Genomic DNA, 26,812 nt, shown 5'->3' with positions numbered 1-26,812 from the left:
GCCGGATCATGCCCACCATACACAAGGTCGCCGCCGTCCAGTTCGAGCCGACCATGTTCGAGAAGGAGCGTAATATCGCGCGCCTGCTCGAATTTTGCGAGCAGGCGGCGGAGGCCGGTGCCAAGCTGATCGTGACGCCGGAGATGGGAACGACCGGCTATTGCTGGTTCGACCGCGCCGAGGTCGCGCCGTTCGTCGAGACGATCCCGGGACCGACCACGAACCGCTTTGCGGCGCTGGCGCGCAGGCATGACTGCTACATCGTCGTCGGGATGCCTGAGGTCGATGAGGACGGCATCTACTTCAACACGGCCGTTCTGGTCGGGCCTGATGGCATTGTCGGCCGCCACCGCAAGACGCATCCCTATATCTCCGAGCCGAAATGGGCGGCGGCGGGCGACCTGCACAATCAGGTGTTCGAGACGCCAATCGGACGGATCGCGCTTCTGATCTGCATGGATATCCACTTCGTGGAAACCGCGCGGCTGATGGCGCTCGGCGGCGCGGACGTCATCTGCCACATCTCAAATTGGCTGGCCGAGCGCACGCCGGCGCCATACTGGATCAGCCGCGCCTTCGAGAACGGCTGCTATGTCATCGAGAGCAATCGATGGGGGCTCGAACGTACCGTGCAGTTCAGCGGCGGAAGTTGCGTGATCGCGCCGGACGGGCAGGTGGTGGCCGTGTTCGACAAGGGCGACGGTGTTTTGCTGTCCGAGATCGATCTCGACGCTGCACGCGCGCGCCGCGTGCTCGGCGAAGCCGTGTTCGCGCAGCGGCGGCCGGAGCTCTATCCAGAACTGCTCACCGATACCTTCAGCTGGAATCCGCGCGACTTCTTCGGCCTCTACGGCCACGAGCCCTGGCCAGCTGGAAAGACGTCGCAGGTCAGCGTCGCGCAATTTGCACCTGGCGATGACCTCGGCCAAAATCTCGCGGAAATCACAGCACTCGCGCGCAAGGCCCGCGCCGACGGTGCTGAGCTCGTTGTCTTTCCCGAACTTGCCCTGACGGGACTTGGCGATCCCGCGACATCGGCGCAACCGATACCGGGGCCGGTGACCGACGGCCTTGCTGAGCTTGCAAGGGAACTTGACCTCTACCTGGCCTGCGGCCTGGCCGAACGCGACGGGGATACGCTTTACAACAGCGCCTGCCTGGTTACGCCGGATCGGGATATCTCAGTCTATCGCAAGACGCATCTCACCTCCGACGAGCGAAGCTGGGCCACCGCCGGCGACGGCTGGACCGTCGTCGACACGCCGATCGGCCGCATCGGGCTGCTGATCGGTCACGACGCATCTTTCCCGGAAGCGGGCCGGGTGCTGGCGCTGCGCGGCTGCGATCTCATCGCATGTCCCGCCGCGATCAAGGGGCGCTTCAGTTCGCCGCATAACGGCACGGAGGTCGGGCAGCCAAAGCCGATCCCGACCGGCCCCGATCCGCATCACTGGCATCATTTCCGCGTTCGCGCGGGCGAAAACAACCTTTTCTTCGCCTTCGCCAATGTCGCCGATCCCGGGCGCGGCTATACCGGGTTGAGCGGCGTGTTCGGCCCTGACACATTTGCGTTTCCGCGGCGGGAGGCGATCGTGGCTGGCGGCACGGGCCTTGCAACCGCGCTGGTCGACACCTCAAATCTCGACAGCGTCTATCCGACCAATGTCGTGCGGCGAAAGGATCTGGTTTCGATGCGAATGCCGCACAGCTATCGTGGATTGGTCAAGGCGGCCCCGAACAACTACTGAACCAAGAAAAGGAATCCGACCATGGATCTGGGACTCAAGGGCGCCAAGGTTCTCGTCACGGGAAGCACCAAGGGAATCGGCCGCGCGATCGCCGAGACATTTGCCGCCGAAGGCGCCGACGTCGGCGTGTGCTCCCGCAATCAGGCCGAGGTTGAGAGCACGGTCGCAGCACTCAAGGCCAAGGGCGTCGCGGCCTATGGCGGTGCGGTTGACGTCGCCGACGCGGCCGTGCTGAAGGCCTGGGTCGGCGATATGGCGGCAAAGCTCGGCGGCATCGACGTCGTCGTCGCCAATGTCAGCGCGCTTGCGATCGGGCAGGACGAGGAAAGCTGGGAGAAGGAATTTTCGACCGACATGATGGGCACGGTCCGGCTGGTGAATGCGGCTATGCCCTATCTGGAGAAGAGCGCGGCCGGTGCGATCGTCACGATATCGAGCGTGTCCGGGCGCGAAGTCGATTTCGCCGCCGGTCCCTACGGCACTTTCAAGGCGGCAATCATCCACTACACCCAAGGACTCGCCAATCAGCTCGCGGGGAAGAATATCCGCGCCAACTCGGTTTCCCCCGGCAATACTTATTTCGACGGCGGGGTCTGGAACATGATCAAGGACAACAATCCCGAGCTCTACAAGACGGCGCTGGCGCTCAATCCGACGGGGCGGATGGGAACGCCGCAGGAAATGGCTAACGCCGTTGTGTTTCTCGCCAGCCGCGCGGCCAGCTTCATCACGGGCACAAATCTCGTCGTCGACGGAGCACTCACGCGTGGGGTGCAGTTGTAGGAACTTTGCCTCGCGTTGGACCAATTTGAACCGGCGGCTCACACGCTATTGAGCCGTCGCACCATCTACGCAGAATCTTGACCAGGTGTCGTTCTCGCCGGACCAGGCTTGACCGGCGTTGCCAATGGCCCCGTGACCGGCTTCGTCAGCAGGGAGCCGATCGGCCGCAAATACTTCAAGGGTCCGCATTGCCCCCGGCTTGCCGATCTGTCGGATTGTGAGCTCGTGATCTACGGGCCATAACTCCGTCGTCCCAGGAGGCTCGTCCTGGTTTCCCGGCACCGACTCCGTCAGCCATTCGCGGACATGGACATTCTTGCACGGCCAATGGCACGAGGGCGATGTGCCGATCATGGGGCCGCGCACCCATGGGCTCTGGCTCGGTTCGACCATCGCACGCGAGGCGAAGCTTGCGGCGTGAGAGAGGCCATGTCGACCCCGAACCAGCACGGAAGTTCTGCTGCCGGCTGGCCTTTTGATGGCGCGATCGGACTTGCGAGCCTCTCTGGGACCAGTCAGGATAAGCGCGCTACGGTAAGCAATTCCAAACCGGAAGACGCTGATGCGAACACTCTTTCCATTCTGTGTCGCCCTGGCTTGTTTCTCGGCAGCGATGACCCTGAGCTGGTCCAGCGCGAATGCAGTGTTCTGGCGTGGCCTGACCGCACCAACCGACATTGATTACCACGGCTACACCATCATCAAGGAGCCTCCGCCGAGCCCCTGCCAGTGGATACGGGTCAACGGCTATTACGTCCGCCAATGTGTACGCTAGCTGTTGTCCGTGCTTCATGTGTAGTGCCGGCGAGTGGTCATCTTGGCGCTGTCCGCTATCCAAGGTCGGGAATGGCCGGATTCGGCCGATCGATAGAATAGAGCGCATCGAGATTGGCGGCTGAATAGAGCCCTCGGTCCTCGATTGCGTTCAAGTCCTCGGCGCGTTTCTCTGGGGTCGACAACGCTGTGCATCGTCGGACCATGATGGCTGAGCGCTTGCGAAGCGCCAGCGCGTTGTCGCGCGTCGACCGAACGCAAGCCATTCAGCGAAATGGTTAATCGAGGGAGGAGTACCCCTTTTGCTCCGCATCACCACTCTATGGAGCACGCGAAACCTTCGGAGCAGACCTTATAAATGAGTCCAGTTGGCGCCAGGGGTTTTTCGCCAACGAACGTTCCGATGTCTGTCATCTCCAAGGAAGGGATCCTCCTATGTTGACGTACTATATTGAGGCTCGAGAAGCTTTGAAGCGTTTGCGCACGGACCAGGACGGCGTGGTGTCGTTCGAGTACATCATCGTCGCGGTTTGTATCGTTGGCGCAGTGGGTGCTGTGTTCGGTGGTGGAGCTGGTGGTCAGATCGGGGCGGCACTGACTACTGGTATCACCGCTATCACCACCGCTTTCGCTACGGCAATCGCTGGTTGATACAGCCATTTCGACGCCAGAGGGGGGCAATCCAGGCTGCCCCCCTCTTGAGTGCCCCCCACAAGTTTACCTTCCGCTTTTTTGAGGCGTGCATTTCATGAATTGGATTGCTCCCGCAGCCTCGCTTCTGCAAATCCTGTTGTTGTTCTATGTCGCAACGATCGATGTCGCGACGCGCTTGATCCGAAACGAAATTTGTCTGGCGCTGGCGCTCCTCGGGATCGCCACTCAATTGCCCAACTCGATGCAGATTGCCGAGTCGCTGATAGCAGCCGCGATCCTCTTTCTGCTGCTGTTTGTCCTGTACACGCGCGGTGGAATTGGCGGCGGCGACGTCAAGTTGCTGACTGCGTTGGCGATCGGCTTTCCGCTGACGGGCGTGATTCAGCTGCTGACCGTTACCGTGTTGGCTGGCGGCATTCTCGCCCTGGTGCATCTGCTGATGCGCCTCCTGCCGTATCCCAGGCTAGCGCCCGCCGGCTCGTCACTCATGCGCCGCGTCTACGCGATCGAGCGGTGGCGACATTTGCGACATGCACCGCTGCCTTACGGGGTGGCCATAGCATGCGGTGGCATTTGGACCATTTTCAGTCGAGGACTTTGACATGTCATCCGCGTTACGTCTCTCGATCATCACAGTTCTGTTGCTTGCAACCGCCGCGTTCGGGCTCATTGCCTACAACATGAACCTGCCGAAACAGGTTCCGGTAGCGGTCGCGGAGCAGGGGCCGGCGCCTCCTTCGACGGTCGGGTACTTTGTTGCGGCACGCCCGCTATCGAAAGGTACATTGGCCCGCGATGAAGATTTCGCAGTACGCTCGGCGCCGCCTGAACGTCTTCCAGCGGGGGCGGTTCTCGAAACGCCCGACTCGAAGGCCGGACTTACCGGCTCTCTGGTTCGCAAGTTCGTCGAGGCTGGCAGTCCAATTACCTTGCAGGACGTGTTGCGGCCGCGTGATCGCGGCTTCCTGGCCAGCGTCTTGGCACCGGATAGCCGTGCAATCAGCATCAAGGTTGACGAGGAGTCTGGCGTCTCGGGGCTGATCAGGCCCGGTGATCATGTCGATGTCCTGTTGACCCAAGTGTTCGAGAAGGCAGACCCCGCGCGTCGGGCCCTGAGCGAAGTCGTTCTGGGCAACGTTCGAGTCATTGCGATTGACCAGGAGATTGTGCAAGGCGGGCGAACCGTTAGCTCTTTGGCCGGCAAGCAAGCGCAAACTGTGTCGTTGGAGCTTGCGCCAGACCAGGTCAAGAAGATCACAGTCGCAAAGCAGATCGGAACGATCTCGCTGGCCGTACGGGCAGCAGTCGAGCAGTGGGATACGGCGGACACTGGCGCCATGTCCAGCTGCGATGTGTCGCCGGAAATTGCTCGCCAGAATGCAGTTGCTGGCCGGACTGCAGCGGTAGTCGTTCATGCTGGCGGTCAGGTCAAGCAATACTCAGTCAGGAAAGACTCAGGCGACGGGGACGCTACGGTTAACTGCGATGGGTCGGAAGTCTCCCGCCGGGGTGCGACGATGGTGGTTCAGGCAGGCAAGTTGCTGGAGAAACGTTGATGAGCGTTAACATTGCAGTCGTCAGTTCACCTGAAGAAGCTACATCTGTTGTAGCCCGCAACCGGATCGTCTGTTTTGTAAATGACGAGCTTAGTGCTGCGGCTCTGCGCAAGGGCCTCGAAGGTAGCAACATATCGATCAAGCGTGGCACGATCCGTAATGCCATACGGATGCTCGAAACCGACACCGATATATCCGCGTTGGTGACGGACATCAGCGGCATCGAAGACCCATTTGCTGAGCTGGGACGGTTGGCCGGCGTCTGCCCGCCCGATGTCCGGGTTGCTCTGGTCGGCGAGAGCAGGGAGATTACGTTCTACCGCGAGCTTATGGATCTTGGCCTGACCGAGTATCTGCCAAAGCCGATCACGCGGGACATGGTGCTGGACCAGCTGCGCCCGAAGCTGCTTGGCGATGTGGCCCACAGTCAGCCTGATCGCGGCGGGCATGTGATCTCGATCTGCGGAGCGCAGGGCGGCGCCGGAGCGACGAGTATCGCCATCAACCTCGCCCTGCAGCTGGCCGAGACCACCAAGGCCAAGGTCGCGCTGCTCGACCTTCACCTGCAAGCCGGCGAAACAGCCGTGATGTTGGGTGTTCGGCCTGGGCCAGGGCTCCGTATCGCCTTGGAGAACCCAATGCGGGCGGACACGTTGTTCCTCGAGCGCGCGGCAATTGAGGTCAACGAGCGGGTTTGCCTGATTTCCGCCGATGAGGAGTTGGATGCGCAGCTCGACATCACTGAAGCGGGCGTGAGACACGTGCTCGGTCTGCTCCGCCAACGCTTCAATTACATCGTTGTCGATGTACCGGTCCCATTTCCGCCATCCATCTATCCGGTGATCACTCTTTCTCGTCACGTGCTGGTGCTGCTGGAAGCCGAGGTGACTGGACTTCGCAATGCTCATGCGCTGCGGACCGCTGTCACCAACATCGCCGGCAAGGATCGGGTCTTTACTCTCCTGAACCGCGCCGATCGCCCCGGCGGCCTCCCCAGGGCCGCGATTGTCAAGGCCTTGGGGGCAGAACCAGACATGGTGGTACCCGATCTCGGGAAGGGGATGACCCAGGCGGTCAATCTCGGAATTCCAGCGCTCAAGCACGTATCGGGACTGCGGCGTCACCTCGCCCCGATTGTACGGGAAATCACAGGGCTTGGCGCCGAGCAGAAGGGACGGCTGAGGAGGCTGCTGGGACTATGAAGACCTTTGGTAGGCGCGACGACGATACGCCAGCTCCTTTGCCTGCAGTGACGCCATTGCCTGCGTCGACGCCGAGCTTGCCTGCATCTGCGCCAAGGCACGCGCCTTCGACTCAACGGCCCCTGATGCCGGCCTCGCTCCGCGAGCGGGTCATCGAGCAGATTGATCCGTCGGTTGCCGCAACGGTTTCGCGGGATGTCCTTCGGCGGCAGATCGAGGAAATCATCCATGGAATCGCCAACGAGGAACGACTTGAACTGTCGGGTCGCGAGCAGATTCAGCTAGCGGACGAGATTGCGGACGACATGACCGGCTACGGGCCGTTGCGTCCGCTTCTGCTCGATCAATCGATCAACGATATCATGGTGAACGGTCCGAGTAACGTCTACGTGGAGCGAAGCGGCAGGCTGGAACGAATTGCGGTGCGATTCCGCGACAATGATCACATCGCCTCCGTCGCTCAGAAGATTGCCGCGCAGGTTGGTCGGCGCGTCGACGAGTCCAGCCCTATGGTGGATTGTCGCCTGCTGGATGGCAGCCGCGTCAACATCATCCTCCCGCCGCTGGCGATTCATAGTCCGTGCATCTCCATCCGAAAATTTCCAAGCCTTCGTTTGGATATGGCCGGATTGATCGAAAACGGCTCAATGACCGCGGCCATCGGACAATTGCTGGAGGTCGCCGCCCGGTCTCGGCTCAACGTTCTGGTCTCCGGCGGCACCGGATCCGGTAAGACGACGCTCTTGAATGCGATGAGCCAGTTCATCGATCACAGCGAACGCATTGTCACGATCGAGGATGCGGCAGAATTGCAGCTTCAGCAGCCGCACGTGGTCAGCCTGGAGACCCGGCCTCCCAGTCTCGAAGGCACAGGGCAGGTGACACAGCGCGATCTCTTGTGGAATGCGCTGCGCATGCGTCCTGACCGGATTGTCGTGGGCGAGGTGCGCGGCGCTGAAGCATTTGACATGCTGCAGGCGATGAACACCGGCCATGATGGTTCGATCTCCACGGTGCATGCCAACAGCAGCCGTGATGCCCTGACCCGCATCGAAAACATGGTGCAGATGGGGCAGGTTAATCTACCGTCGCGCGCCATTCGAACTCAGATCGTCGCTGCGCTGGATCTCATTGTGCAGGTCGAACGCATGCGGGACGGACAGCGCCGTATCGTTCAGATCAGCGAGGTAATCGGCCTGGAGGGGGACGTGATCACCACCAATGACATCGCAGCCTTCGAGTACCAGGACGAGGATGTGCATGGGCGGTTATCGGGCACCTACAGGTGCAACCTTGCAACCCCGAAATTCAAAAGCCGTCTTGTCTATTACGGGCTGGATGGAGCTTGGGCCGAGGCGATGAGGCAAATATGATGCCGGAGTCCGTGATCGTCACTGTTCTGGCGCTCGCGATGTGCGCAGCAGCCATTGCGTTGTGGCTCGACGCTCGGGAAAGACGCATCGATCGCCGGCTGGCGGTTGCGCTGCCAGCCTCACATCCAGCCAACCTGCTGTCCATTCGCCGCACGGAGACTGGATCCCAGACTCTGTTCCTCCATCGCCTGGTCAATTACAATCCCGAGATACCGAACATTTGGCATCCGGCCTATGTGCTGCTTGCCGGTGCGTTCGTAGCGGCAGCAATCCTCTATGCGAATTACCAGCTCGGATATTCCATTCTCTACGGGTGCATTGCCGCTGCAATCGCAGCCATCATCGTGACGCGAGGGCTGTTTGGATGGCAGCAACGTCGCGTCGCCCTCCAGCTTTTTCGGCAGCTGCCGGATGCGATCCAGCTGGTGACGAGTACGGTTCGATCGGGTTTGCCCGTGCACGAAGCATTCCGCGCCCTCGCGCGCGAAATGCCGCAACCAACAGCTGGGCAGTTTGCCATCGTATGCAACGAAGTGAATCTGGGGAGGCCTCCGGCGGAAGCTGTCGAAGGTGTCTATCGCCGAACGCAAGTGGCCGAGTATGCGATGTTCGCGGTGACGCTTGCAGTCCAGCTGAAGTCAGGTGGCAGCCTGGCCGAAACCTTGCAGAACCTGGGAGACACTGTGAGGCAACGTGTTGCGCTTGCTGCTCGCGCCAAGGCGCTGGCAGGAGAGGTGATCTTTTCCTCACGAGCGCTAACAATCTCGCCCTTGATTGGAGGCGGGGTACTATACGCGGCCAATCCGCAAACTGTTGATCTCTTGTTCACCGATCCGGTTGGAAACAAGCTGCTCGCTTACGCGGTAGCCTCAGTGCTTGTCGGAGCCTTGGTGATAAGTTGGATGGTCAGAAGGGAAACAACACTATGACTTTTGGCCTCAGTCTGGTGGCCCTCGCAGTGGCAGCTGGGACTGCGACCAGCCTGTTGATTATCCGCGAGATACACATCCGTACTGTGGACGCACGGGTGGCAAACGCCGTGATGGGCGGTGCTGGCGGGGCAGCACCCTTCCAAGACGTGACCGGTTGGTTTTCATGGCTCGGCACGCGGTATCGCCGCTTTTACGCTGAGGAAAATCTGGATCAACTGCGAACGATCCTTCAATCATCAGGTTTTAATCATCGTCGAGCGTTGCCGACCTGGATCGGTGTCAAAGCCGTCGCCATGTTCCTATGCCCAATCATCGCCGGGGGTGTCGCTCAGCTTTCGGGGAAGGCACTGACGGATGTGCTGGTCTTCACGCTCATTGGCGTGATGATCGGAATCTTGGGGCCGCGATTGATACTGGCGGTGCTGAAGCGGCGGTTTGATGCTGCCATTCGGGTAGGCACGCCGGATATGATCGATTTGCTGGTCGTGTGCAGCGAAGCGGGAATGGGCCTGGAGAGCGGGCTCGCTCGCGTCGCGCAAGAAATGAGCGAGACCAATCCCCCTATGGCCCGGGTCCTACACTGCCTTCTTGATGATCTCCGGATACTGCCAAATCGCAGCGACGCATTCGATAAATTAGGGTCTACATCGGATGGGCTTCGCCGATTCGGCACCATGGTCGCTCAAAGCCTGCAATACGGAACGCCGGTGGGCCAGGCTCTGCGGAATATCGCTGTCGACCTCCGGCGAGAACGCATAACCAAGCTTGAAGAAAGAGCACACAAATTGGGCGCCAAGCTGACCATTCCGATGGTGCTGTTCCTGCTTCCAGCCATGTTCGTCGTTTTGGGAGGAAGTCCCATTCTGCACCTCGTGCGTTCGTTCGCCAGCTTCGGTAAATAGCCATGAGCACGGTTGCCCTGTCGAAAGCCTCCTCTTACGACCGGACGATGCAACTGTTCGGCGGCATGTGGTTCATGCTGCTGGCACTTGGCGTCGCCTTCAATATTGGATCATCGGCCGATAAACCTTGGCCGTCGCTTCTGTCGAGTGTTTGCCTTGGTGCCTTCTACGTGCTCCTGGCGCTATTGACGATGACGCGGTCGCCGGCAAAGGCGCAAGCGGATGGCGTCCTCCCAAGAATAGCGGCGTTCGTCGGCACCTATATGCCATGGACGATCGCCTTCTTCGGCAAGACCGACCAGGCGTTACCAAACCTGGCATCCACCGCTTGCGTGTTGGTCGGCATGATCATGATGCTGATCACCATCCGACACCTTGGCAGGTCGTTCAGTCTGGTGCCACAGGCGCGCAATGTGGTGCAAACGGGTCCGTACCGGTGGATCAAGCACCCGCTCTACCTTGCGGAAGAAATCGCGGTGTTGGGAGTCGTGCTGAGAAACCCGACGCCGCTGACGGCGGTCTTGCTTGTCCTGCATATCGGCGTCCAGGTATGCCGAATTCTTTACGAAGAAGACCTGCTTCGGCGCAATTGCCCTGAGTATTCCAGCTACGAGGCATCGCGTTGGAGAGTAGTCCCTTATGTTTGGTGAAAGACTATGCGTGGCCGAATTGTCATGGACAAGGTTCAAATCCCTACTGCGCGGACTCGGCGATCGGAAGTGGTAAGTATCGGTCGAGCCAGGCGCGCGCGTGCCAAGGGGTCTTTCGTCGCGGATCAGCGCGGCGCCGTCGCGTTGGAGAGCATGATCGTCTACGTTTTCTTGGTGTCGTTCCTGCTTGTGCCGCTCGCCGACGTAGCCGCCGCAGGCTTCCAGTTCATCTCCGCGTGGTCGGCGTTGCGCTCCTTCGGGCAGTATGTGCAGTACTATAATCCGCTCGGCCCCGACGGCACGGTGACCTGGAGGCCAGGGCTACAGACAACAGTCGCTGGTCATACGATCGGCAACCTCCAGGTTAAATGCGGAGATGCAGGTGCTGCCTGCTCGCCGAGCAATCTTGATTCTCCCAAGTACATTACATTTTCGACAACCATCACCTTGGCTCCGATTGGGGCGCGCGCGCCTTTTTGGAGGTCGGTGCTGTGTCCGACCACTTGTACGTACACGCTGCCTTACTCAGAACGCTTCCAGTAGGTTGTTTCCATGCGTAATCTGCTCCGTTCCGAACGAGGCGCTGCCGCATTCGCAACGGCCATCGCGCTCGTGCCGCTCATCGGAGTGGTCGCGCTCGGGGCCGAGGCCGGATCGTGGTACGTTACCCGCCAGCATGCGCAGAACGCCGCCGACTCGGCGGCTTACTCGGGTGCATTGCGGCTTTCGTGCACGATCGCTGGCGCGACCTGCGACACGCAATCGGTGGACTATCGCGGCAAGGAATTCGCCGCACAGAATGGGTTCTGCAACTCAAGTCCGCAGGACAACACGCCCTATCCCGGGACCACGTGTGTGTCGAGTCTTCCGACCAGAGTCTCGCGGGCCGTGCAGATCGATATCGGCACCTACAATGCGGGCACGTTCACAACGCCACCTGCAGGCACCGGCAACGCCGTTCGCGCCAGGGTCAGCCAGCAACAACCGGCCTACTTGTCGGCAGTGCTGGGTTTGATGACGGTCAACATCCCGGCCCAAGCCATTGCGCTGGTCCAGCAGCCGACCAAGGCGTGCGCCTTGGCGCTTGGACCTGACTCAGGCGCGCTTAAGCTTGGTGGTAACCTCAGCAACAACGGAACTGGCTGCGCGCTGATGTCGGATACCAGTGTTCAACTTGCCAGCACTCCATCTTTCACCGGTTCGGGATGGGCGGTTTATGGTGTAAGTGGCTGCACCCCCTCAGGCTCCTGCAGCAATGTTAGCGTGCCGCACAACTATTTCATGACGTACGCTAACAATCCGCTCAGCAAACTGGACACCAAATCGTTCAACAGCAGGACTGGCAATACAAGCCCGTCATGCCCCGTTCTGGCGGATGGGTGGAAGCATTGCGCGCCGAATAGCGCGGGGAGTGGAGCTTACGGTAATTTCACGGTGCAGAACAACGACAAGTACATTTTGGACCCGGGAACATATTTCTTTTACAATGCAACCATAAAGGTCACCGGCGGACAACTGAAAGGAACAGGCGTAACCCTGGTATTGCTCGGTGACTCGCAGCTTACCATCAACGGGGGTACGGTTGATCTCTCCGCACCTGCCACGAACAGTTTCTCGTCTGATCTGAATGGCGTCCTGATTGATGATCAGGCTCCGAGCAAGACCAGCAACAAGGTCACCATCAACGGCGGTGGTCTCGTTAGCCTGGGCGGGGCCATGTACTTCCCCAAGGTCGACGTTAGCTGGAGCGGAAACACCGCCAGTACCAATACGACCTGTTCACAAGTGATCGCGAAAACGCTCGACATGAGCGGTGGCGGCTACCTGAGCACGCAAGGGTGTGACCCGGCCACCATCGTTTACACCCAAGTTGTCGCTTTGGTGCAATGATGCGAAAGCTCGACAATCGCGGTGTTGCAGCCTTCGAATTCATCCTCGTGTTCGTGCCGCTCTTCACTTTGATGTTCATCATCATCGATCTCGGACGCTATGCCATCACGATGCAATCCCTACGGACGCTGGCGAGCGCCGGCGCACGGGCGGTCATGATTAGCTGCTACACGCCTGACGTGGTCCAAAGCCCGCCGCAGTCGCCGGCGGGCTGCACCGGGGATCCCCTGTCCTCGACGGCTAAGCAGAACGCGGCGCCATTCCTGTATTTCGGCCATCTCACGCCGACGCTGACCGTGGGGGCCAGCGACAACAGTTTGACTGTTACAGCTTCTCAAGCACGCTTCACTATGCTGATGCCGATATGGGGCACGTCACTCAATGCGCCGAGCGCGTCCACAAGTATTCCGTTCTAGCGCACTCCCGAGCATCACCGATGAACACCCGTCCAGCCCCTGGCGATGGCGATTCCAATGATGCCGGATGCGAAGCCAAGACAAATGCCATCATGAGAAGTGCGATCGTGACGGCATCATTGGCGCAGGCCGTCGTGAATATGGCAGCATACCTTACGTGTATTGGTCGGCATCGCGGCGTGGCCGCGCCGGTCGAGTTGGCTACGTGCGTGGGCATGGAACTGTGCCAGAGCTATGGAACTCCGCCAGAGCTATCTGCGCCTGGCCAAGCGAATCTCCAAGCGCGACTCGACGTCGTTCGACTGCGGGGGCGACGACGGGAACTCATACCCGAGCGGTTGTGCTGCGGGATTGTTCCGAACGGGCAGAACGGGCAGAGAGAATGATGCTCGCTGGCAACATTGGGAAGTTTTCTTTGCCGCCTGCGGCAATGCGGTAAGCGTCTCTTCTTGCAAGCAGGCTGTATGAGGGACGATGATCTCGGAAACACGAAGTAACGAATTGTAGTGGGACGGAATGTAAGCTCTGCGACGTGGTGCGCGGAGGAGAATTGTTGGGGACATCGAGCACGTAGATTTGCGGGGATAGCCGTGAGTCGCAGCGGGGGGACTCGAATGGGTGGCGCTGGCGTTTCGGGTAAAAGGGTAGGGAGGCTTCTCGCCACGGGTGTGATGGCTCTTGGCGCGGCGGTGGCCTTGTTTGGGTCCGCCGACCGCGCGGAGGCTGCAGACCGGCGGGGTTCCTCCAGCGGCGTCTTTGTCAGCGAAATGAACGACGTCCAGCGGGTCAGGGTGGTCGTCAACAAGTCGCGCACCTTCAAGGTCGATACCGCTTTTGCGACCATCATCGCGGGCTCGCCTGACATCGTCGATGTGAAGTCGCTGAGCGACCACATGATCTATGTCCAGGGCAAGCAGACCGGCACCACCAACGTCATTCTGTTCGACAGCTCGATGAAGCAGATCGGGGTCCTCGACGTCGAGGTCGTGATCGATACCGGCAATTTGCAGCAGAACATCCGGACCGGCACCGGCATGCAGGGTGTTCGCGTCTCCGCCTCCGAGGGCCAGGTGGTGCTCAGCGGGACCGCCGTTGACGCGGTTGCGGCCGAGCGGGCCATGGCAATTGCCACCAGCACCGTTGCCAAAGGAGGCACTGTCGTCAACGCGATGAGCGTCGCGGCGCCGCAGCAGGTGATGCTGGAGGTGCGCTTCCTTGAGGTCAGCCGGGAGGCCGGTCGAAACCTCGGCGTCAACCTTTATGCGGCGAATGCCAATGGGACCAATGTCGGGAATACGGGACTTGGTGGTGCAACTAGCGCGACGGGTCGACGGCCGATCGGTGGTCTTAACACGGTCGAAAACCCAGTTGGTAATACTGGCGGTACGCCTGTCGGTGCTTCCCCGACCGGCAGTCTTCCGATACTCGGAACGCTGGGGACGCTCCTTGGGACCGCGGGCGGTGTAGCACCGGCCCCGTTCGGAAGTTTGTTGACCAGTCTCATTCGAACCAGCAACGGCGGCTCGGTGGACCTGCTGATCTCTGCATTGGAAACCAAGGGATTGGCGCGCCGGCTGGCGGAGCCAAACTTGACCACGCTGTCTGGCGATGCCGCCCGCTTCCTCGCCGGCGGTGAATTTCCAGTGCCGATCCCGACCACGACGACGAACGGCTTTCCCACTGTCACCATCGACTACAAGAAGTTCGGTGTCGAGCTGGCCTTCGTGCCCACGGTGCTCTCTCGCGGCGTGATCAATCTTCGGGTCGAGCCGTCGGTCAGCGAGCTGGATTTCGCCAATGCGGTGACGATTCAGGGGACGACGGTTCCAGCGTTGACCCGCCGCGACGCGCGCACCACCGTCGAATTGCGCGACGGCCAGAGTTTTGCCATCGCCGGCCTGCTTCAGACCCGCAACCGGCAGGACGTTTCGCAATTGCCCTGGATCGGCTCGGTGCCCGTGCTTGGAACCTTGTTCAGCAGCAAGTCCTACCAGCAGGAGGAAACGGATCTCGTCATCATCGTCACGCCGCGCCTGGTTGCGCCGGCCGTGCCCGGTCAGCAACTGGCGTCTCCGCTCGACTCCCGCCTTCCGGCCAACGACGTCGATTTCTTCCTCAATGGCCAGATGGAAGTCCGCAAGCGCTACGATGACTACGTCAATTCCGGTGGTGACGTGAAGGGCCCGTACGGCCACATCATCGCTCCTGAGCTCAGGACGCCCGTTCCGCCCCCGGCGGCCGCTGCCAACCAGCCGGTCGTAAAGACCCTCAACTAGGAGCGAGAGATGACCAAGAGGTATCTGGTTCTGTTCGCGCCTTTGCTGCTCGGGGGATGTTACGGCCTCGCCGGTCATGACGAGGTGGACCGCTACTTCCAGCGTTCCAACACCATCACGATGACCGCCGGCGATGCCAAGGAGGTCAACGCGGTCACACATACGATCCATCCATGGCCACGAAACGTCGGTGACCGAAGGATCGCGTACGACGCTCGGCGCGTTGGCGCCGCCGTGACGCGTTATGGCAATACTCAGCGGCCGGTCGATCAGCTTCCCGATATCGGGCCGGCGACGGAAGCGATGGGCCAGCGGCCCCCCGTTACCCAGAATGTCAACGTAACCGGAATGGGCGCTGGGTCGACGAGTGGAATATCGGTGCCGGTCGGCGGCGCGGCGAGCAAGTGAAGGAGCCGAGGGGGCCATAGCTTTGAGTGATCTGACGAAGATATTTCAATGAGTGCGCTGGGCCAAACGGGGACAAGAGTTGTGCGGCGCATCATCTTAATGCTGACTTGTTGCTGTTTGGGGGCAGGCCTTGCGGGGTGTGACTACACGCTGAGGGAGGCTGCGATCGTGGCTCCCGTCGATCCGCCGGGCGGGGACCCCGTGCAGGAACCGACCGACGTCAAATATTATCCGTCCGACGAGCCGGTGCGGCTGGGACTGGAGCATTTCAACCGCGGCAGCTACGGGCTATCCCAGCGCTACTTCAAGGACGCTGTCGAGAAATCACCGAAGGACCTGACGGCCTGGATTGGGCTTGCGGCAAGCTACGACCGCCTGCGTCGTTTTGACTTGGCTGATCAGGCCTATGCCCAGGCGATTCGGCTGGGGGGCGAGACCGTCCAAATCCTGAATGATCAGGGGTATTCGTACATGCTGCGCGGCAATCTCAGTGCGGCGCGACGGAAGTTCGAGAAGGCTTATTCGCTCGATCCAGGTAACCCGGTTATCGCCAATAACCTTGAGCTTCTCAATGGTAGCCGTCGATTCATCGAAAGGCCGCCGAATAATCAGCCATAGGTGGAATAACTACGAGCAAAGATCTGATGCTTGTCGGATATGCACGCTGACGTGCGTTGGAAGGCATGCCATGCGCCGGGTATGAGCCAGTTGCACGTGGCACGAGCCGCCTCTCATTAATTGGGCCCGATCACAACATCGGCGTAACGGCTGCCGATGCGGGTAATGACGATGACGCCGTTGCGGATGGTAAATCTCGCGCCGAGTAGTTTGCGGACCTTCTCCGTGATCGGAGAAGGGAACGGGATTGTTTCTCCCGTGACGGGATCGCCGACCTTGATCGACTCAGTCGCGGAGCCCGCAACTGGGGCGGGCTTGATATAGTCGCGGATCAGCTGAATCTCTTCGCGCGATAGGACGAGAACAGCCTGGTCGGGGCGATTCTCGGCCGGCGGCTTGGGGGCTTCGGTGCCTGGCTTGTCACGTGCCTCATTGGCGCTTGCGATCTGATCGAGCCTGGCTACGCGTAGCTTGAGCGCGATGATTTCGCGTTGCAGTGTGGCGATCTCTGCTTTGAGCGCCGTGGCCTGCATCAAGACAATGGTCGCGCAAACGCAACTCACGATGACGAGAACGCTCAGCAACGCGAGCAGCCAGCGCTCGATGTTTCCCATCGACCCTCCGGTTGCCTCGGGGAGTTGATCGCGCTGGAGGTGCCCGCGCCAGATGCGGCGTCCACGCTGTGTCCAATTCGCAATTTCTGTCCCACGTCCGGACTCCTCCTGCCCGGAACCGAAGTGCGCGGACGACAGGGCAGGGGGCCCCTGGGGCGGGTGAATTATGGGCGCACTGTTACCATGATCGGTGCGTGGCTGCGGCTCTCGGTCCTCGGCGACGTGATCGTCCGCCAGGGGATGAGCGGCGGCGCGCGGATGAGTGCGGGACGGATCATCCTCCATCTGGTGATTAGGCCGGCCCGTATCCGTTCTCGATGGAGCCATCTATCAACTTCAGCGGTTGTTCCGCCCGGAGCATCAAATGAGGCGGTTGTTTTGCACACTGCGCGTTTACCGGCCGACGCCGCCAGATCTGCAAATCATTCCAGCATGGGACGTGGGCGTAAACCGTGCCGATAAGCGAGCCCTATGTCAATTGAGGAAAAGGGCAGCAGCATCGAATCGGGATATCCGCAGATGGTCTCAGTCGCGCCAGCGCCTGGGCGCGGGGCCGCGCACGACGGTTCATCCTACAGACGCCAGACGTCGCCTTATAGAAGGCAGCGGCAAATGCGACGCCCAGCGAGTCGATCGAGGCCTCGTAATAACTGTGTCTGTCAAACCAACCCGGACGAGGCCTCATCTTGAGGTTTGATCCGAGATTGGGAGAATCGGTCTCTGGTTCCCGTTTCGCGTTCGCGAACCCGTGAGGAGACTTCATTCGCCCCGCCAAGACGAAACAAATGACGTCGGATTGAAACCACTTTCCAGCAACCTCGAAGTCAGGGAAACACATTGCCGGTCTAGTGTTTACGATCGTTCTAACTGGGAGAGCCAGCAATGCGGTCTCACCAAAATCTAGTCGCGCCAGTCATCATTCTGTGCTGCTCGGCTTTGAGCATCGCCACTCTTGTGATGGTCGGAGCGTGGTGACTCCTTGGCCACACATACATGCGTGAAGAATTCACATCTCTTGCTTTTTTGGCGGTTACGCTCGCGGGCGTCGCTCTGCTCGGCTCCGGTCTGCTCGCACTGGTAATCGTGGGGTAGAGCGCGGCCCTCGACCAGCGCCGCGGCGCTGTCGTGATAGAACGCCGAAATGCCGAGGATGCGCGTCGGTTCAGAACAGCGTGTAGATGAACGGTGCGACCACGGAGCCCTTCGTCAGTACGGTAAGGCCGCCGAATACCACCATCATGATCAGGATCGGCATCAGCCAGAAGTTCTTCCGCGCCCCCGCATGAAGCGCCAGAGTTCGACCAGAAGATCCATCATCAGAACTGGTCTCTCATCGTTTCCGGTGCCGGCCCCGGCGTGCGCGCAATCCAATTGCTCTCGGCGTCGGGCTCACGCTTCAACCGCAAGAGGTCTCTGTTGCGCAGCCGCATGACGAGGCCGGTCGGCAAAATTGTACCGTAAAAGAGAAGGCCCATGACGATTGGGTTGACGATCCTGTGCAGCAGCAAGCCGAGTTTCGTCCAGAGACGGTTTAGCGGATGCAACAAGGACGGCCTGCTCCAGGCGACGGCGAGAAGCAGCCCTGCGGCGGACAGAGTCCATGGCCACAGCCGCCCGTGATGCCGGCCGTTCAGGAGGCTTAAGAAAGCTGCGCACCAGCCATCACCAAGCCGAAACTCCGATTCGAACCCGGACTCGGTACCTCGTCGCGGACGAAACTTTCGTGGATTGCTTGCGGCATCGTGGCTGGCCAAGCATCAATGGATAATCCAAGCTGCCCTATCAGGTGTCTGGACGGGGGTGCTGCCCGTTTGCTCGCTTCCTTTGAACGTCAGGAATCTATTGATCGAGAGCAATCACAGTTCCGAAGTTGATGCATCTATTGAGTCACTTGGAGTTCATTTAGGAGATTTTCAATGAAGCCATGGTTTCGCCTCCTCGGACAGGGGGCGTTGCTCTTCATTACCTGGGGCGCGATTTTCGAGATCGGGCTGCGGCTGCAACAGTATTTTGGGCCTCTGTTCGATTTGGAGATGGCGAGTGTCAATCTGAACTGGGAATCCAACGTCCTGAACCATAAGCCGGCTCCGGAAAGCCAGAACCTCTGCATTTACGGCGACCTGACTGGCTTCAGCTACCAGAGGCGCTATGACGAGAACGGTGTCAGGGTAATCGACGACAAGGCTCTACTCGAGGGGTGTAGGAAGCCGCTTTCGGTCTTGTTTCTCGGCGATTCCTTCATGGAAGGCTATGACGACGCGAACACGCTCCCGTATCACGTTGCAAAATATATCAAGAAGGAACGCGGGGTCTGTCTGAAGACGCACAATGCTGGATACACGTCCTATTCTCCGGCAATCTTCGTCCCCCAGGCGAAGAAGCTGCTGCCTATTGTGCATCCCGATTACATCGTTGTGGACGTGGACGAGACTGATCTCTACGACGACTTCGCACGATATCGTAAGTTGATTGTCCGCAACGAGCGCGGACAGAATGTTGGCGTCAAGGCTTCACCCATCGGACACGAATGCAGCGTCGGTCTGATGGAGGCTCGCGAGCATCCACTGTATCTGATGCGGTTCGCGGCGAAAGGTTGGCTCTCCTTCGTACATATGCCGGCGGTGATCAAGAAGAACCGACCGGATGATCTCGTTCTCTTCGGCTATTCGCAGGACCACGGCGCCGATCTCGAGCGGAGATATGCAGAACCGCTCTCGACTTTCCAGCAGAACCTGCATGAGCTGGCTGACATCCTGAAGGATTACACCGGGGACGGGAGCCGGGTGCTCTTCATCTTTCATCCTCATCTTGAGCACTTGAAGCCCGACGCTGAAGGGCACGTCTGGAACGATCTCGTCAGCTCTACTGTCGAGAAGATGTGCATCGACAATGGCTTTCTTTTCTTCAATGCCACCGAGCCGTTGAAGCGGCGGTTCGGATCGCGGCCCGAGGAGTTCTATTGGCCGGGCGATATGCATTTTAGCTTTGAGGGATTGGAGGAATATTCCAATGCAGTCGCAGCTTTCATGGCCTCGGACATGTTCAAGCGAAGGACGAGTGCGCTTGATAATGGCGACCAATCTCAGACCGGCACAGGGCTCGACGCACGCTCTGCGGACCAACTGGAATGAAAAGTCCCGGCTCGAAATTCTCAGAGCGATCCGTAGCGAGCGCATGGGATCTCAGGCCTGCAAGCGCGAGCCGGCCTTCACGTGATGTTGAAGCGCTGGACCATTCGCGCTGACGACGGATGTAGCATCGCGTTGTTTCATCACGCTTGATCGGCATGGCCCTTTCTTGCCTGCCACCAATTTCATTTCAATTGAACATGAGGCGCGTTCAGGCGAATGATATTCGCGCACCGCTGGATGATCAGCGGGAGGTGCATCTTCGCAGGTTATCCGAAATGGATGAGGTTAACATATTGAAATATAAAGACTATCTCTTTTCCGTGGCGCCCATGATGGATTGGAACGAGAGTTCAAGATTCTCAGTTAGTTAGAAGGCGACGTGTGCACCGGGAGATCAAGAGAAATCTTGTGAGCACCAATCTAAGCAAGTGTCTGAAGCGGGATTTGTTGGCGCGAAGTCGGGCGACGCAAATATTCTTGAGAGCTGAGCAGAGACGCCAGCGCAGAACGAGCCGACCTCAGTTGTTGGATGCGGAGAAGGTGAGCCTATGCCGGCAAATCGCTCTTCGCCGGTCCCTCTCATGCTACGACTTTCTCCCTGGAACGAACGCAGGCAGTGGGAGTGACCCGACGTGATTGAACAGGAATACGACACGATCATCGTCGGCGGAGGTTCCGCTGGAGCGACGCTGGCCGCGCGCCTTAGTGAGGACCCGGCGCATCGCGTGCTGCTGCTCGAGGCCGGGCAAGATCTGCGCACCGCGACCACGCCGGAACACATCCGCATTCCGAACCCGATGCGCGCCATCGACGATGACGACTTCCGCTGGTCGAGGCTCCTGGCGCGACGCACCGAGCGGCAGCCGCCGCTGTTGCTCTGGCGCGGCCGTGCCATGGGTGGCAGCTCCACAATCAACGGCCAGATCGCGATCCGCGCCGTGCCCGACGATCTCGACCGCTGGGCGGCCGCGGGCTGCACGGGGTGGTCGTGGGACGAGATGCTGCCCCATTTCTGCAAGCTCGAGACCGACAAGAATTTCGCCGACGCGCCCTATCACGGCGATCGTGGTCCGATCCCGGTGTATCGAGCTCCGATCCCGGATTGGGGCAATGTCGACCGGGCGTTGCGTTCGTCCGCGCTCGCCCTCGGCTATGGCTGGTGTGAGGACCACAACGCGCCGACCGGAACTGGCGTCTCGCCCTATGCCATCAATAGCGACGCCGGGCTGCGGACCTCCACAAATGACGGCTATCTGGAGCCGGCGCGCGGCCGCGCCAACCTCGACATCGTCGGTCATGCTCTGGTCGACACCATCGCCTTCGAAGGCAACCGGCTGCACGCCAGCGGCGTCCGGGTCCGCGTGAATGGCCAATCCTTTACGCCCCGCGCGGCGCGTGAGGTGATCCTCTGCGCCGGCGCCATCCATTCGCCGGCCATCCTGCAACGCTCCGGCATCGGGCCCGTCGCCCTGTTGGAGACGCTCGGCGTCCCGATTCGCGCGGACTTACCAGTGGGCGAGAACCTGCTCGACCATCCGATTGTGAACGCACTGCTGCATTTGCGCGAAGGCAGCCAGGTGAGCACGCTGATGCACCGGCACACCAATTGCTGCCTGCGCTACTCGTCCGGCCTCGCAGGCGCCGGCGACAACGACATGATCATGATCGCCGGCAATCTCGCCCGCTCCCAGCAATCGATGGCTGATGTGGCGCTGGGACGCATCGCCGTCTCCGTCTATCAGGCCTTCAGTCAGGGCTATGTCCGCATCACCACGACCGACCCCGACGTCGATCCGACGGTCGAGGAGCGCATGCTGTCTGACTCCCGCGATCTGGTGCGCCTGCGCGACGGCGTTCGCCGCCTGCGCGATATCTGCCTGCAACCTGGAGTGACCGATATCGCTCACCGCGTTGATTATGGCGCCAGCGGTCGCCCTATGGACGAGCCGCTCAGCGACGCGGAACTGGATGACTGGCTGTTTGCTGAGTGCAGCGACGCGCAGCATGCGAGCGGCACGTGCCGCATGGGCGCACCGGACGACGCTCGCTCGGTCGTCGATCACGAATGCAGGGTGATCGGTTGCACGGGGTTGCGCGTGATCGACGCCTCGATCATGCCGGAGGTGCCGCGCGCTAACACCCATTTGACCACGGTCGCCATTGCTGAGCGCATGGCGGATTGGTTGAAGGGGACGAGGTAAGAGGCAATGCCACCCGACCGCCGATAGACCGCTGCCCCCCGCAGAACGCGCGCCGGATCTAGACGGAACTCAGCAGGATGCTGGTCTCGCTGTTGAGGACGCCATCGATGGTGCGGACCTCGCGCAGCACGCGGTCGAAATCGGCAAGGCTCTCGGCGCGGATCTCGGCGATCAGGTCCCAGGTGCCGTTGGTGGTGTGCAGGGAGTGCAACTCGGGCAAGCCCCCCAATTGCCGGATCACCGCGGCAGTGGATTTGCCGGTAACCTCGATCATCATGATCGCTCGGATAGCCCTGACGTCATGGTCTTGCCGGAAGCGCACGGTGAAGCCGAGCACGGCCCCGGTCGCGATGAGCCGGTCGAGCCGGCTCTGAACCGTCGCGCGCGAGATGCCGAGAATTGCCGCAAGTTTCGAGATCGGCGCGCGGCCATCCTCGCGCAGCACGGAAACCAGCCTGTGATCGAGTTCGTCGAGAACGTGCATGAGCAATCTGCTAGTTTATGCTATTCAATTTGTTCAGTTTAGCACCTCAAAGCGAACTTGTTAGCAGTTTATAGCGCAAATTGCTCTGATCTAAGTTTCCTGAACGACAGGATTCGTGCAGGAGGCTCTACAGATGGTTCGGTATGTCGGCGTCGGGAACATGGTCCGGCTGATCGCCGCGGTTGGATTTGAGCCGTACCTGATCGGTCTCGCCGGCTATGTCGAGGAGGATTTCCGGCGCTGGAACGCCTTCGAGAAAGTCCCGCGAGTCGCCAGCCACTCCCGCGACGGCGTGATCGAGCTGATGCCGACGAGTGACGGCGAGTTCTACGGCTTCAAATATGTCAACGGCCATCCGAGGAACACGCGCACCGGTCTGCAAACGGTGACCGCCTTCGGCGTGCTGTCGGATGTCGAGACCGGCTATCCGTGTCTACTGTCGGAGATGACGATCACGACCGCATTGCGCACCGCCGCGACGTCGGCCGTCGCGGCGAAATATCTCGCCCGTGAGGACGCCGAGGTGATGGCGATTATCGGGCTCGGCTCACAGTCGGAGTTTCAGGCGCTCGCCTTCAAGGCGGTGAATGGCATCCGGCGGCTGCGCGTCTTCGACATCGACCCAACCGCCACCGGGAAGTTCAAGGCCAACCTGGCACCGCACGGCTTCGAGATCGAGGTGACCGCAAGTGCCGGGGCGGCCGTTCTCGGGGCCGATATCATCACGACCGTGACCGCCGACAAGCAGAGGGCGACGGTCCTCTCCGACAACATGGTCGGAGCCGGCGTCCATATCAACGCAGTCGGCGGCGATTGCCCCGGCAAGACCGAATTGCAGCGCGCGATCCTTCTGCGCGCCGATGTCTTCGTTGAGCTGACGGAGCAGACCCGGATTGAGGGTGAGATCCAGCAGATGGCGCCCGATTTTCCTGTAACTGAGCTGTGGCGGGTCATCGTCGGTGAAGCGACGGGGCGCCGTTCGCCGGACCAGATCACGATCTTCGATTCCGTCGGCTTCGCGACCGAGGATTTTTCGGCGCTGCGCTACCTGCGCGATCTCGTCGAGGGGACGGACTACTATGAGGAGATCGATCTCCTGACCGAGCCGAAAGACCCGCGCAATCTGTTTGGCCTGCTCAACCTTGCGGCTCTGCAGCCGCGCAAGGTGCCGCAAGCGTGCTGATCATGCAGAAGCTCTCGGTGCAGGCGCCGCGTGGCGTCGTGATGATCCGCCCGCATCATTTCAGCCCCAATACGGCCACGGCCGAGGACAACGTCTTCCAGGCTACCGATGCGGGCCGCACCGCCGCCGCGATCGCCGCTGCCGCCCATGCGGAGGTGACGCGGGCCGCCGAGGCCTTGGAAGCAGCCGGTGTCGCGGTGCATCTGTTCGAGGATGAGGGGCGCGGGACGCCCGATTCCGTCTTCCCCAACAACTGGTTCTCGACCCATTCGGGCGGCCATGTCGCGCTCTATCCGATGTTCTCGCCGAGCCGGCGCAGGGAGCGCCGACAGGACGTGATCGAGATGCTGAAGCAGCGCTATCGGGTACAGGACGTGATCGATTATTCCGGGCTGGAGCAGGACGGCCTCTATCTCGAAGGCACCGGCGCGATGGTGCTCGACCATATCGAACGCGTCGCTTATGCCGCCCGTTCAAATCGTACCAACGAAGTCGCGCTGGAACGCTTCTGCACGCATTTCAACTTCGAGCCGGTGGTGTTCGATGCGGTGGATGCCATGGGGCGGCCGATCTACCACACCAACGTGCTGATGTGTGTCGGCACCGACTTCTGCCTGATCGGGCTCGACACGATCCGCGATTCGGCGCGGCGCGCCGAGATCGCCGGGCGGCTCGCCGGAACGGGGCGCGCCGTGATCGACCTCAGCCATGAGCAGATCGGCGAATTCGCCGGCAACGCGATCGAACTGCAAGGCAAGGACGGGCGGATCGTGGCCATGTCGGCGCGGGCCCTGAAGGCCCTGCGGCCGCAACAGGTCGCGACGCTGGAAGGATTGGCGACCATTCTGCCGATCGAGGTTCCGACCATCGAGCTTGCAGGAGGTTCGGTGCGGTGCATGCTCGCCGGAATCCATCTGGCTGCGCGCAATCTTGCGTTGAGCTCTGCCTGGAACGGATGGCGAGCGTAGTACCACGCCAACCTGCTGCCGCGGACTCGTCGTGGCGAGGCGCGCATACCATTCTGGACAGGGACCATTGGCGCGGGCGACAATATCGACCCCAAGCCAGCCTGGATCGAGGCGATCGTGTTCCGGAATCTGCCACTAGCCACTTTGCGTACGTTCGATGCGGCCGCGCGCCATCAGAGTCTGGCGAAGGCGTCGCAGGAGCTTAATCTGACCGATAGCGCCGTCAGCCATCAACTCAGGCGGCTGGAGGAGGCGCTCGGTGTCAATCTCTTCGAGAAGGCCGGGCGCGGCGTGGCGCTGACGGATGCCGGGCGCGTCTTCGCCCGCTCCGTCGCAGCGGCGCTGCACGACATTGCCCGCACTGCTCACAGCCTGGCGGATGCGGCTCAGGTCGGTGGTCGGCTGACCATCGCCTGCCCGCCGATGTTCGCGAGCAAATGGCTGGCGAAGAACATTGCCGCCTTCTGCGACGACCATCCGGCCATCGAATGTCAGATCAAGCTCGCTGACAATGACCACGTCGTCGATGTGCCCGATGCCGATCTTGGCATTCAGTTCGGCAGCGGGTCGTGGCCGGCCAAATGGTCGACGCTGCTGGAAACGGTGGCGATAGCCCCGGCCTGCAGCCCCTTGCTGTTCCGCCGCGCTGGTCACGCCTTCACCAGGCCGTCGGATCTGCGCGACGTTATCCTGCTTCACCAGGACGACGGAGCCGAGTGGCGACGCTGGCTGGCGGCCGAAGGAGACCACGCCTTCGAATCCTATCGGCGCCATCTCTATTGCAGCGATCTCAGTATCGCGATTGACTTGGCAGCTGAAGGGGCAGGCGTGGTCCTGGTCAGTGATACCCTGTCGGCCTCGCTTGTTGCGGACGGATTATTGCTGCGCCCCTTCGCCGGGACCATTCTGGCGACCGGCGGCTGGTATGTGCTCTGCGACGACTACAAGCTCGAACGTTCGAACACCCGGCTCTTCCTGCACTGGCTGCTGGCACGCTTCGGCAAGGCGTTGACGCTTCCCTCCGCCGTTGAGACCGAGGGGGATGGAGAGGCGTGAGTCTCAGCTCTTGGCCTGGGACAGCCCGTAGAGCAGGCTCAGGATCAGCGAGGCGCCAGTCGAGCCGGTGATGTTGCGTGGGTCGAAGGGCGGCGAGATTTCCACGAGGTCGGCACCGATGAGCTTGCCGCTCGCCCCGATCTTGCGCATGGCGTATTGCACGTCGTGCGCGTCGAGGCCGAATGGGTTCGGTGCGGCGGTGCCGGGGGCCTGCGAGTGGTCGAGCACGTCGATATCGACCGAGAGGTAAATGGCGTCGGTGCCATCGCCGGCGATGCGCAGGGCCTGGTCGACCACCGCAGCAATGCCGCGCTCGCGCACTTCGAGGCCCGAGATCACCGTCACCCCCATCTCCTTTGCATAGTCGTCGAGTTGAGGAGAATTGGTGAACTCGGCCATGCCAATCTGCACGAGATTGCGGCCGCTGAGCAGCGTACCCGGCATCTCCAGCGTCTTGCGGAAGGGGACCCCGCTCGATTCCGCACCGAGATGCGCCTTGCGCAGATCGTGATGAGCGTCGAAATGGATGACGCCAAGCTTCTTGCCCGGTCCCATCGCCTCGATGACGCCGCGGAGATTCGGGAAGGCGATCGAATGGTCGCCGCCGAGCATCACCGGCACAATGCCCTTGGCGGCAAGCGTCCGCACTGTCTGGGTGATACGCTTGAAGGTGCTCTCCATGTCGGTCAGCACGACCTGTATGTCACCGATATCAGCAGCGCGGAACGCGGTCATAGCGCGGCGGTCGCGGCTCGAATAGGTGGTGAAATACATCAGCGCCTGGCGCACCGCGTCGGGCCCATGGCGTGAGCCGCTCCGCACGACCGAGGCGCCGTCATAGGGCACGCCGACGATCGCGCAATCGAGGTTGAGCGTACCGTCCCAGGTCAGCCAGGCCCCGGCCCGGTGCTCGGCGACATCGCCCTTCATCGTGTTGACGACGAGGCCGGGGGGGAGAAGGTCGAGTGTGGTCAAGGCGCGCTCCTTCATATC

Annotated in this window: 25 protein-coding genes and 3 pseudogenes; 23 read left to right on the top strand and 5 right to left on the bottom strand. The window is 60.9% G+C overall.

Annotation, left to right across the window (positions count from 1 at the left end):
- The first annotated feature begins 8 nt into the window (after positions 1-8).
- The 18 genes and pseudogenes from BM118_RS07885 to BM118_RS07805 all read left to right on the top strand — a co-directional run bounded on the left by BM118_RS07885 (position 9) and on the right by BM118_RS07805 (position 16,182).
- A complete protein-coding gene (locus tag BM118_RS07885) occupies positions 9-1,748 on the top strand; it encodes a nitrilase-related carbon-nitrogen hydrolase (RefSeq protein WP_092183718.1) in 1,740 nt (579 codons plus the stop codon).
- Between the two features lie 21 nt (positions 1,749-1,769).
- Entirely contained in the window at positions 1,770-2,531 is a 762-nt protein-coding gene (locus BM118_RS07880) for an SDR family NAD(P)-dependent oxidoreductase (protein ID WP_092183716.1), read from the top strand.
- A gap of 120 nt (positions 2,532-2,651) precedes the next feature.
- Positions 2,652-2,774: pseudogene (locus BM118_RS40030) on the top strand (acyl-CoA acyltransferase); the annotation flags it as partial.
- Positions 2,775-2,829: 55 nt separating this feature from the next.
- Positions 2,830-2,925, top strand: a pseudogene (locus BM118_RS42235) (branched-chain amino acid aminotransferase); the annotation flags it as partial.
- Positions 2,926-3,740: 815 nt separating this feature from the next.
- Positions 3,741-3,956, top strand: coding sequence for a hypothetical protein (locus BM118_RS07870; RefSeq protein ID WP_092183711.1), 216 nt, complete (start codon positions 3,741-3,743; stop codon positions 3,954-3,956).
- A gap of 97 nt (positions 3,957-4,053) precedes the next feature.
- Positions 4,054-4,560, top strand: a complete 507-nt coding sequence (locus BM118_RS07865; protein ID WP_177234093.1) for an A24 family peptidase — start codon at positions 4,054-4,056, stop codon at positions 4,558-4,560.
- Position 4,561: 1 nt separating this feature from the next.
- On the top strand, positions 4,562-5,515 hold the full coding sequence (gene cpaB / locus BM118_RS07860; protein WP_177234092.1) for a Flp pilus assembly protein CpaB: 954 nt from the start codon (positions 4,562-4,564) through the stop codon (positions 5,513-5,515).
- A complete protein-coding gene (locus BM118_RS07855) occupies positions 5,515-6,717 on the top strand; it encodes an AAA family ATPase (RefSeq protein ID WP_092183705.1) in 1,203 nt (400 codons plus the stop codon). The genes cpaB and BM118_RS07855 overlap by 1 nt, the downstream gene beginning before the upstream one ends.
- On the top strand, positions 6,714-8,090 hold the full coding sequence (locus BM118_RS07850; protein ID WP_092183703.1) for a CpaF family protein: 1,377 nt from the start codon (positions 6,714-6,716) through the stop codon (positions 8,088-8,090). Before BM118_RS07855 ends, BM118_RS07850 begins: the two co-directional genes overlap by 4 nt.
- Complete coding sequence (locus BM118_RS07845; protein ID WP_177234091.1) at positions 8,087-9,019, top strand: type II secretion system F family protein; 933 nt, start codon at positions 8,087-8,089, stop codon at positions 9,017-9,019. Before BM118_RS07850 ends, BM118_RS07845 begins: the two co-directional genes overlap by 4 nt.
- Complete coding sequence (locus BM118_RS07840; protein ID WP_092183699.1) at positions 9,016-9,924, top strand: type II secretion system F family protein; 909 nt, start codon at positions 9,016-9,018, stop codon at positions 9,922-9,924. The genes BM118_RS07845 and BM118_RS07840 overlap by 4 nt, the downstream gene beginning before the upstream one ends.
- A 2-nt stretch (positions 9,925-9,926) precedes the next feature.
- Entirely contained in the window at positions 9,927-10,574 is a 648-nt protein-coding gene (locus tag BM118_RS07835; RefSeq protein ID WP_092183697.1) for a methyltransferase family protein, read from the top strand.
- 153 nt (positions 10,575-10,727) lie between these two features.
- The gene (locus tag BM118_RS07830) at positions 10,728-11,117 is read left to right on the top strand and encodes a hypothetical protein (RefSeq protein WP_092184361.1); all 390 of its coding nucleotides are present in this window, start codon (positions 10,728-10,730) and stop codon (positions 11,115-11,117) included.
- Positions 11,118-11,126: 9 nt separating this feature from the next.
- Positions 11,127-12,464, top strand: a complete 1,338-nt coding sequence (locus tag BM118_RS07825) for a TadG family pilus assembly protein (protein ID WP_092183695.1) — start codon at positions 11,127-11,129, stop codon at positions 12,462-12,464.
- The gene (locus BM118_RS07820; RefSeq protein WP_092183693.1) at positions 12,461-12,880 is read left to right on the top strand and encodes a TadE family protein; all 420 of its coding nucleotides are present in this window, start codon (positions 12,461-12,463) and stop codon (positions 12,878-12,880) included. The genes BM118_RS07825 and BM118_RS07820 overlap by 4 nt, the downstream gene beginning before the upstream one ends.
- Before the next feature lie 614 nt (positions 12,881-13,494).
- Positions 13,495-15,156 carry a type II and III secretion system protein family protein gene (locus BM118_RS07815; protein WP_092183691.1) on the top strand — a complete coding sequence of 554 codons (1,662 nt, stop codon included), beginning with the start codon at positions 13,495-13,497 and terminating at the stop codon, positions 15,154-15,156.
- A 9-nt stretch (positions 15,157-15,165) separates the two neighbouring features.
- Complete coding sequence (locus tag BM118_RS07810; RefSeq protein ID WP_092183689.1) at positions 15,166-15,564, top strand: hypothetical protein; 399 nt, start codon at positions 15,166-15,168, stop codon at positions 15,562-15,564.
- A 168-nt stretch (positions 15,565-15,732) separates the two neighbouring features.
- Complete coding sequence (locus BM118_RS07805; RefSeq protein WP_244550087.1) at positions 15,733-16,182, top strand: tetratricopeptide repeat protein; 450 nt, start codon at positions 15,733-15,735, stop codon at positions 16,180-16,182.
- A gap of 116 nt (positions 16,183-16,298) precedes the next feature.
- On the opposite strand, the gene BM118_RS42230 is transcribed toward BM118_RS07805, so the two are convergent.
- The 3 genes and pseudogenes from BM118_RS42230 to BM118_RS42220 all read right to left on the bottom strand — a co-directional run bounded on the left by BM118_RS42230 (position 16,299) and on the right by BM118_RS42220 (position 18,304).
- Positions 16,299-16,796: a hypothetical protein gene (locus BM118_RS42230; RefSeq protein WP_244550086.1), complete on the bottom strand. Its 498-nt coding sequence runs from the start codon at positions 16,794-16,796 to the stop codon at positions 16,299-16,301.
- 1,162 nt (positions 16,797-17,958) lie between these two features.
- Positions 17,959-18,110, bottom strand: a pseudogene (locus BM118_RS42225) (DUF5989 family protein).
- A gap of 2 nt (positions 18,111-18,112) precedes the next feature.
- Complete coding sequence (locus tag BM118_RS42220; protein ID WP_244550085.1) at positions 18,113-18,304, bottom strand: hypothetical protein; 192 nt, start codon at positions 18,302-18,304, stop codon at positions 18,113-18,115.
- A gap of 408 nt (positions 18,305-18,712) precedes the next feature.
- Here BM118_RS42220 and BM118_RS07780 point away from each other — a divergent pair, with 408 nt between their 5' ends.
- Entirely contained in the window at positions 18,713-19,927 is a 1,215-nt protein-coding gene (locus BM118_RS07780; RefSeq protein WP_092183685.1) for an SGNH/GDSL hydrolase family protein, read from the top strand.
- Positions 19,928-20,559: 632 nt separating this feature from the next.
- On the top strand, positions 20,560-22,128 hold the full coding sequence (locus BM118_RS07775) for a GMC family oxidoreductase (RefSeq protein ID WP_092183682.1): 1,569 nt from the start codon (positions 20,560-20,562) through the stop codon (positions 22,126-22,128).
- A gap of 58 nt (positions 22,129-22,186) precedes the next feature.
- Here the strand turns inward: BM118_RS07775 and BM118_RS07770 are convergent, their stop codons facing one another.
- Complete coding sequence (locus tag BM118_RS07770) at positions 22,187-22,612, bottom strand: Lrp/AsnC family transcriptional regulator (RefSeq protein WP_092183680.1); 426 nt, start codon at positions 22,610-22,612, stop codon at positions 22,187-22,189.
- A gap of 133 nt (positions 22,613-22,745) precedes the next feature.
- On the opposite strand from BM118_RS07770, the gene BM118_RS07765 reads away from it, so the two are divergent.
- From BM118_RS07765 to BM118_RS07755, 3 genes are all read left to right on the top strand, one after another.
- A complete protein-coding gene (locus tag BM118_RS07765; protein ID WP_177234089.1) occupies positions 22,746-23,795 on the top strand; it encodes an ornithine cyclodeaminase in 1,050 nt (349 codons plus the stop codon).
- A gap of 2 nt (positions 23,796-23,797) precedes the next feature.
- Positions 23,798-24,763: a citrulline utilization hydrolase CtlX gene (ctlX, locus tag BM118_RS07760; protein ID WP_092184356.1), complete on the top strand. Its 966-nt coding sequence runs from the start codon at positions 23,798-23,800 to the stop codon at positions 24,761-24,763.
- A gap of 117 nt (positions 24,764-24,880) precedes the next feature.
- A complete protein-coding gene (locus BM118_RS07755; protein WP_092183676.1) occupies positions 24,881-25,819 on the top strand; it encodes a LysR substrate-binding domain-containing protein in 939 nt (312 codons plus the stop codon).
- A 3-nt stretch (positions 25,820-25,822) separates the two neighbouring features.
- On the opposite strand, the gene BM118_RS07750 is transcribed toward BM118_RS07755, so the two are convergent.
- Complete coding sequence (locus BM118_RS07750) at positions 25,823-26,794, bottom strand: agmatinase family protein (protein WP_177234088.1); 972 nt, start codon at positions 26,792-26,794, stop codon at positions 25,823-25,825.
- Between the last annotated feature and the right edge of the window lie 18 nt (positions 26,795-26,812).

Origin of the sequence: Bradyrhizobium sp. cf659 (assembly GCF_900113725.1) — a bacterium.
In the GTDB taxonomy this organism is placed as follows: Bacteria; Pseudomonadota; Alphaproteobacteria; order Rhizobiales; family Xanthobacteraceae; genus Bradyrhizobium.
The sequence above is the reverse complement of the archived record's forward strand: the minus strand, read 5'-3'. Positions and strand labels throughout refer to the sequence as shown.

Coding starts and splice junctions, on each gene's coding strand:
- BM118_RS07820 (WP_092183693.1), top strand. CDS start 12,461: ATGATGCGAAAGCTCGACAATCGCGGTGTTGCAGCCTTCGAATTCATC.
- BM118_RS07780 (WP_092183685.1), top strand. CDS start 18,713: ATGAAGCCATGGTTTCGCCTCCTCGGACAGGGGGCGTTGCTCTTCATT.
- BM118_RS07870 (WP_092183711.1), top strand. CDS start 3,741: ATGTTGACGTACTATATTGAGGCTCGAGAAGCTTTGAAGCGTTTGCGC.
- BM118_RS07765 (WP_177234089.1), top strand. CDS start 22,746: ATGGTTCGGTATGTCGGCGTCGGGAACATGGTCCGGCTGATCGCCGCG.
- BM118_RS07845 (WP_177234091.1), top strand. CDS start 8,087: ATGATGCCGGAGTCCGTGATCGTCACTGTTCTGGCGCTCGCGATGTGC.
- BM118_RS07810 (WP_092183689.1), top strand. CDS start 15,166: ATGACCAAGAGGTATCTGGTTCTGTTCGCGCCTTTGCTGCTCGGGGGA.
- BM118_RS07885 (WP_092183718.1), top strand. CDS start 9: ATGCCCACCATACACAAGGTCGCCGCCGTCCAGTTCGAGCCGACCATG.
- BM118_RS07850 (WP_092183703.1), top strand. CDS start 6,714: ATGAAGACCTTTGGTAGGCGCGACGACGATACGCCAGCTCCTTTGCCT.
- BM118_RS07770 (WP_092183680.1), bottom strand. CDS start 22,612: ATGCACGTTCTCGACGAACTCGATCACAGGCTGGTTTCCGTGCTGCGC.
- BM118_RS07830 (WP_092184361.1), top strand. CDS start 10,728: ATGATCGTCTACGTTTTCTTGGTGTCGTTCCTGCTTGTGCCGCTCGCC.
- BM118_RS07880 (WP_092183716.1), top strand. CDS start 1,770: ATGGATCTGGGACTCAAGGGCGCCAAGGTTCTCGTCACGGGAAGCACC.
- BM118_RS07855 (WP_092183705.1), top strand. CDS start 5,515: ATGAGCGTTAACATTGCAGTCGTCAGTTCACCTGAAGAAGCTACATCT.
- ctlX (WP_092184356.1), top strand. CDS start 23,798: ATGCAGAAGCTCTCGGTGCAGGCGCCGCGTGGCGTCGTGATGATCCGC.
- cpaB (WP_177234092.1), top strand. CDS start 4,562: ATGTCATCCGCGTTACGTCTCTCGATCATCACAGTTCTGTTGCTTGCA.
- BM118_RS07835 (WP_092183697.1), top strand. CDS start 9,927: ATGAGCACGGTTGCCCTGTCGAAAGCCTCCTCTTACGACCGGACGATG.
- BM118_RS07840 (WP_092183699.1), top strand. CDS start 9,016: ATGACTTTTGGCCTCAGTCTGGTGGCCCTCGCAGTGGCAGCTGGGACT.
- BM118_RS07815 (WP_092183691.1), top strand. CDS start 13,495: ATGGGTGGCGCTGGCGTTTCGGGTAAAAGGGTAGGGAGGCTTCTCGCC.
- BM118_RS07825 (WP_092183695.1), top strand. CDS start 11,127: ATGCGTAATCTGCTCCGTTCCGAACGAGGCGCTGCCGCATTCGCAACG.
- BM118_RS07865 (WP_177234093.1), top strand. CDS start 4,054: ATGAATTGGATTGCTCCCGCAGCCTCGCTTCTGCAAATCCTGTTGTTG.
- BM118_RS42230 (WP_244550086.1), bottom strand. CDS start 16,796: ATGGGAAACATCGAGCGCTGGCTGCTCGCGTTGCTGAGCGTTCTCGTC.